The sequence below is a fragment of the Neorhizobium sp. BETTINA12A genome (assembly GCF_023006485.1).
Classification (GTDB): Bacteria; Pseudomonadota; Alphaproteobacteria; order Rhizobiales; family Rhizobiaceae; genus Neorhizobium.
In genome coordinates, this window is record NZ_JALBGW010000236.1 from 1 (window position 1) to 5,321 (window position 5,321).

General features: G+C 60.8%; 6 protein-coding genes and 1 pseudogene. 2 read left to right on the plus strand and 5 right to left on the minus strand.

The genetic code is table 11. The features are described from left to right. Positions 1 to 242: LysR family transcriptional regulator (locus MOV61_RS28000; RefSeq protein ID WP_247138930.1), on the minus strand; the 242-nt coding region annotated here is incomplete at its 3' end. 94 nt (positions 243 to 336) lie between these two features. On the opposite strand from MOV61_RS28000, the gene MOV61_RS28005 reads away from it, so the two are divergent. Beyond that, positions 337 to 1,395 (plus strand): alpha/beta fold hydrolase, encoded by a 1,059-nt coding sequence (locus MOV61_RS28005; protein ID WP_247138931.1) that lies wholly within the window; start codon positions 337 to 339, stop codon positions 1,393 to 1,395. A 144-nt stretch (positions 1,396 to 1,539) separates the two neighbouring features. Here the strand turns inward: MOV61_RS28005 and MOV61_RS28010 are convergent, their stop codons facing one another. After that, positions 1,540 to 1,821 carry a hypothetical protein gene (locus tag MOV61_RS28010; RefSeq protein ID WP_247138932.1) on the minus strand — a complete coding sequence of 94 codons (282 nt, stop codon included), beginning with the start codon at positions 1,819 to 1,821 and terminating at the stop codon, positions 1,540 to 1,542. A 95-nt stretch (positions 1,822 to 1,916) separates the two neighbouring features. Then, positions 1,917 to 2,825, minus strand: coding sequence for an ADYC domain-containing protein (locus tag MOV61_RS28015; RefSeq protein WP_247138934.1), 909 nt, complete (start codon positions 2,823 to 2,825; stop codon positions 1,917 to 1,919). A 273-nt stretch (positions 2,826 to 3,098) separates the two neighbouring features. Between MOV61_RS28015 and MOV61_RS28020 the strand changes: the two genes are divergently transcribed. Continuing rightward, complete coding sequence (locus tag MOV61_RS28020) at positions 3,099 to 4,265, plus strand: LuxR C-terminal-related transcriptional regulator (protein ID WP_247138935.1); 1,167 nt, start codon at positions 3,099 to 3,101, stop codon at positions 4,263 to 4,265. A 246-nt stretch (positions 4,266 to 4,511) separates the two neighbouring features. On the opposite strand, the gene MOV61_RS28025 is transcribed toward MOV61_RS28020, so the two are convergent. Continuing rightward, positions 4,512 to 5,144 (minus strand): PQQ-binding-like beta-propeller repeat protein, encoded by a 633-nt coding sequence (locus tag MOV61_RS28025; protein ID WP_247138936.1) that lies wholly within the window; start codon positions 5,142 to 5,144, stop codon positions 4,512 to 4,514. Positions 5,145 to 5,153: 9 nt separating this feature from the next. Then, a pseudogene (locus MOV61_RS28030) lies at positions 5,154 to 5,321 on the minus strand (helix-turn-helix domain-containing protein); the annotation flags it as partial.

The window sequence follows — 5,321 nt, forward strand, 5'->3', positions numbered from 1 at the left end:
AGCGCCATGGCGGCGTCCGCATGCCGCAGTGCCGCGCGCGCATCGTCGAGAAAAACCCGGCCGGCGTCGGAAAGAATTAGCCTTCGGTTGATGCGTAGGAAGAGCTTGACGGCGAGTTCCTTCTCCAGCCGGGCAATCGATTGGCTGAGCGGCGGTTGCGCCATGCCCAGCCGCCCGGCGGCGCGGCCCATATGCAGCTCTTCCGCGACGGCGAGGAAATGTCTGATGTGCCGGAGTTCCATATCGCGATAATATCAAAAAGCCTCATGCGCGTCATCGATTCCGGATCAGTCTCGTCCAAATATGGGCGTGAAATAAAATGGAAGGAATTCAGCCATGAACATCATGTTCTCATCTGACGTGATCGTCACCCTTGCCCTTGCCGGGATTATCGGCACTGCCGCTTCGGCGGACATAGAGCGCACCGATCGCTTCGTCGAGCTTGCCGGCGGCGAGCGGCTGCTCGTCCGGGAGGTCAAGCGCCGAGTGGAAGTTCCCGGGAGATCAGCGGTACTGCTTGTGCATGGCGCGCGCGTTCCCGGGCCCGCCTCCTTCGATCTGCCGGTCGAAGGCGGATCGCTCGCTGCCGATCTCGCAGCGGAAGGCCACAAGATCTACATTCTCGACCTCAGGGGGTATGGCGCATCGAGCCGGCCGCCGGGTATGGATGGGCCGCCGGAAGGCGGCGCGCCGCTTGCCCGCACGGCCGATGCCGTTGCCGATATCGGTGCCGCGGTGGATGCCATATCCGGATGGAGTGGCGATGATCGGGTGTCGTTGGTCGGCTGGGCCACAGGCGGCCACTGGGTCGGCGCCTATGCGAGCGAAAACCCGAAAAAGGTCGAGCGTGCCATTCTCTACAACACGCTCTACGGAGGGTCCGACGAGCATCCGACACTGGGACGCGGTTCGCCGCTTGACGACAAGGAAAGTCCTGGAACCTTCGATACGGCTGCTTTCGGTGCTTACCGTCTGAACACCCGGGAGAGCCTGTTTACCGCCTGGGACAAGAGCATTCCCGCCGCAGACAAGTCGCAGTGGCGGGACCCGTCGCTGGCAAAGGCCTATGGCGATGCCGCGCTCGCTTCGGACCCAACGACGTCGGCGCGCAATCCGCCGAGCTTTCGGGCTCCGAGCGGTGCAATGGCCGATAGTTTCGAACTCGCGCTCGATCGCCGGCAATGGGACGCGTCAGCGCTGTCGATGCCTGTGCTGGTGATCCGGTCCCAGTTGGATTTCTGGAGCAGATCAGCAGATGCCGAAACCATCGCCAGGGAAGCGCCCAATGCGCAACTTGTCACCATTCCGAATGCCACGCACTTCGTGCATCTCGACCGCGACAGAGCCGGACGGGCGGCCTTCATGTCGGCGCTCCTGCGCTTCCTGAGGACGTGACGCTGCTTTCGATCGCAGAACTGCGCCAGACCGTCTGAAACTCTCACAGTGAGATCGCCAGGAAGTGTAATTGGAGCCGATCTTGAGCAATAACTTTATTGGGCCTCGGAGAGAACGGGCGAACAACGCTCGCCCGTTCCGAGTTCATTTCGTGATGGTCTTGCCGTTCGGCAATTCTACACCAACGACGTCATCGACGCGGCCGGCACCGGTCTCGATACCCTCGGCCGAACCAACATTCATGTTGGAGGAATTGGTATTCGAGGTGATGGCATTCGAAGTGATGGCGTTGGAGGTGATGGCGTTGGAAGTGATGGCGTTGGCCGTTATTGCGTTTGCGGTGATGGCATTGCTCACGGTTTCCGCGGATGCAGGAATTGCGGCGGCAGTGAGAAGCGCGATAAGCGCGAGTTGGCGGATTTTCATGATCATTTCCTTTTGACTGAAGGGAACCGAGGACAATCCAGCGGTTTCGAAATTCCTGCGCTTCAAAATTTTCAAGGACAGGAAACGGTTTTCGGCTAGCGGGAGCGGTTGAAAAGCAACGCCTTACCGAACAGCCCGGCTTCGGCATTCTGTAGTGTGCAAGGCGTCGTGCCGAGGCGGTCGGCGAGGCGAGGGCAGGAGCGGCTGAGGCCGTCGAGCGTCATCCTTTCGGGGACCCGGGTATGCGCTACGCAGACGGCTCCCGTGGAACTCCATGCCGCTTCAAAGCTCAACTCATCGCTGCCGGAACTCTCGGCCTCGCGCTGGATGCCGCGGTCGTCGTAAATGTCGATCTTCATGCCGGTTCGGGTCGTGGCGTGGTCGCCGCAATAGTCGGCACGGACCATATTGACGCAGGCGCGGTGGTACTCCGCCAGATCCATACCGTCTGACAGGGTTTTCCAGGGCTTATAACCGAAGCGGACGCATTTCCCCTGGGCTCCGGCCGAACATGTAAGGGTGAAGCCGGATCGCGAAGTCATTTTTCCCTCTCCGTTCCACTGCCCCCTGAGCGGAAACATCCAGCGATTTCCATCGGGATCAGCTTCGCAGAGCTCCGCCGGTGTCGCGCCGTCGACAATGGTGACCTTGTGCAGCAACACCTCGCCCTCGGGATCGCGACCGTCGGTCACGATGTCATCGATGCGGACACGATGGGCAACAGGGTCGCCGGACAGGAGCAGCGACAGGGTAGCGCCGATCAATTCTTTGCCCTGAAGAACTCTGCCGCTCGAAAAGGTAAGCCGGAAGGCGGTTCCCACCACGTCGGTTTTCTCGATCCGCTCCGGCAGTGACACCGTTGCCGCAGCCGGCAACGAAGAGCTTGCAACGGCGGCGCAACAGATGAGGGCCAAGGCAACCAGTTTGGTAAATGCACATGGTCCGATCATCTCGACCACACGATCAGGAGGAATGCGGCAACGGCTTTCGCGCGTCGTCGCCATGGGTTTGCTCCGTCGTCAACGACGACAAGGCGCGGCTGCTGGTGGATTCGGGTATCCATGGACGGGTCTCAAAATCGAAGCTGGAGAGTGCGCGTCGCGCCTTGACCAAGCCCTCTAAACTACGTTCCCGGCATCGTCGTCACCCGCAAGTATGATGTTGCTGTGTCTTCCGGCCAGTTAGCTGCGCTAAAGCTTCCGATTGCATATTTCCCGGTATTCCTGCCAATGTCCGGCCGGCAGAGGTGAACACGACGCGATTGCGCAGGGGGCGGCATGAGCAGACTGAGTGACGAAATATTGTCGTCGATCATCGGCGATATCTATGATTGCGCCTTGAGTCCGGAAGGCTGGACAGGCGTCATGACCCGCATCACGAGTACCATCGACGCTGCCTACACGACGATTGCCCTGACCAGCGTCAGGGACAGTCGAGGTCGATTTGCGGCGCAGTCTCCCTGGGATGCCGAGCAGTTGAGAGCGCTACAGGACTATGAGCTTGACGCGATACCTGGCCTAAGGGCCGCGGTCATCGGCGACATCGATCTACCCCAGCGGACATTGTCTATCATCAGTGAAGGGGAACTGGAGCAATCCGCGTTCTTTCAGGAATGGGCAAAACCTCAAGGTTTGCGGGAGGCGTGCACGACGAAATTCGTCCATACGGCGGATCGGATCGGACTATTCAGTACCACGACCTGGGCGAATCGGCCGCCGATCAGTGATGAAGAACAGCGCTTTCTGGCTTTGCTTTCACCCCACCTGCGGCGCGCTTCGCTGATCGGCGATCTCCTGGACCACACGCGCGTCACCGCCGGCATATATCGCGGCGTGCTCGACAGCCTCGCTGTTCCCGTCATTCTCGCCGGAGCAGATGGTGCGATTCTTCATGCCAATGCCCATGCGGTAAAAATGCTCGACGAGAACAAACTTCTGCGCTCGCGAAGCGGCGTCCTTCAGGCTCACACCCCTATGGTTTCACGCGCATTGCTGGACGCGATAGCGGCCGCGGCGCATGCGGACGCCTTTCTGGGTTCGCGCGGTATCGGTCTGCCAATTTCTGCCCCGGGACAGTCTCCGGCGGTCGCTTACGTCCTGCCGCTCAGCGAAGGCACTGCACGAGCGGCCTTCAGGCCTGCGTGCGCCGCCGTGTTCATATCGACCACCATCTCCGCTTCGCCGCCGCCTGAAGACGTGCTGATCGCCCTCTACGATCTGACGCCGGCGGAGGCGCGCGTCGTCCTGCAGATCGGCAGAGGATTGAGTTCAGCGCAATGTGCCGCCGCGCTTGCCATCAGCGGGAATACGCTAAAAACCCATCTCAGCCGGATCTATGCAAAGACCTCCACCTCACGTCAGGCCGATCTCGTCGCACTTGTGTCGACGATCTCGTCGCCAATCTTGCACGAGATGTCGTTGGCTGCGTCGGCCGGCACAACGTGATGGGATTGCGCCTGTGCGAGCGGCTGCCTCGGAAGTTGCGCCGTGGAGAGGCAGCGGGCTCGATGATTTCCGACCTTGTGGACTATCTTGCCCAGCCAGAGGCGAAGCTCATGGAGCAGGAACAGATTAATCCCCAAATTCCAAACATTATCGCAACATAGGCATGAATAGCCCACGTTCGTAGAGGGCATCCGCCGATCTCGCTGGGCGGGGTGAAAATCTCTCTTTCGAGGCGGCCGCAAGTCCCTATCTGGGGCGCCGTACGACGCGGACGTTGCCGCTGCTTCCGCCGCCGCAGAAGAATTGATCGGCGCCATCGGATTCGAGGCCCGACACACCGAGCCCGGGTGGCATTTCGAGCATTTCCAATGGCTCTCCCGTTTGGGGATCGATGCGTCTCACCTCGCCCTCGTCGCCTTCCCAGACGCCGTGCCAGAGTTCGCCGTCGACCCAGGTCACGCCGGTGACGACGCGGTTGGATTCGATGGTGCGGAGGATCCTGCCCGTATCGGGATCGACCTGATGGATTTTCCGGCCTCGATATTCGCCGACCCAGAGCGTTCCTTCGGCCCAGGCGAGACCGGAATCGCCACCATTTCCAGGTGCGGGAATCGTCGCGAGGATGGTGCCTGTTTTCGGATCGATCTTGTGGATACGGTCTTCGGCGATCTGAAACAGGTGTTTGCCGTCGAAGGCAGTCCCCGCATGCGCGGCGACATCGATCGAACGCACCGTCTCGCCGCTCGCCGGATCGAAGGCGTTCAGCTTGTCTCCCGAGGCAAACCAGACGTGCCGGCCATCGAAGGTGACGCCATGTACGTTATTTATCCCAGGGAAGGGGCCGTATTCTCGGATTATTTCGGCTTGAGATTTTTTCATGGGCCCATCCTAATCGTTCGGCAGCGGGCTGGGGAGTAACAAGATTGTCGGGAAGCCCGGCACGGACGGAGCCATCCACCGACGCGCCCGCCCCTGGCCGAACCACTGCACCTTGCCGGCTGCCAAAAGCTGGTCCAGCGCCCGCTGCACGGTGCGGGAACTGGCGCCAAGTGCGAT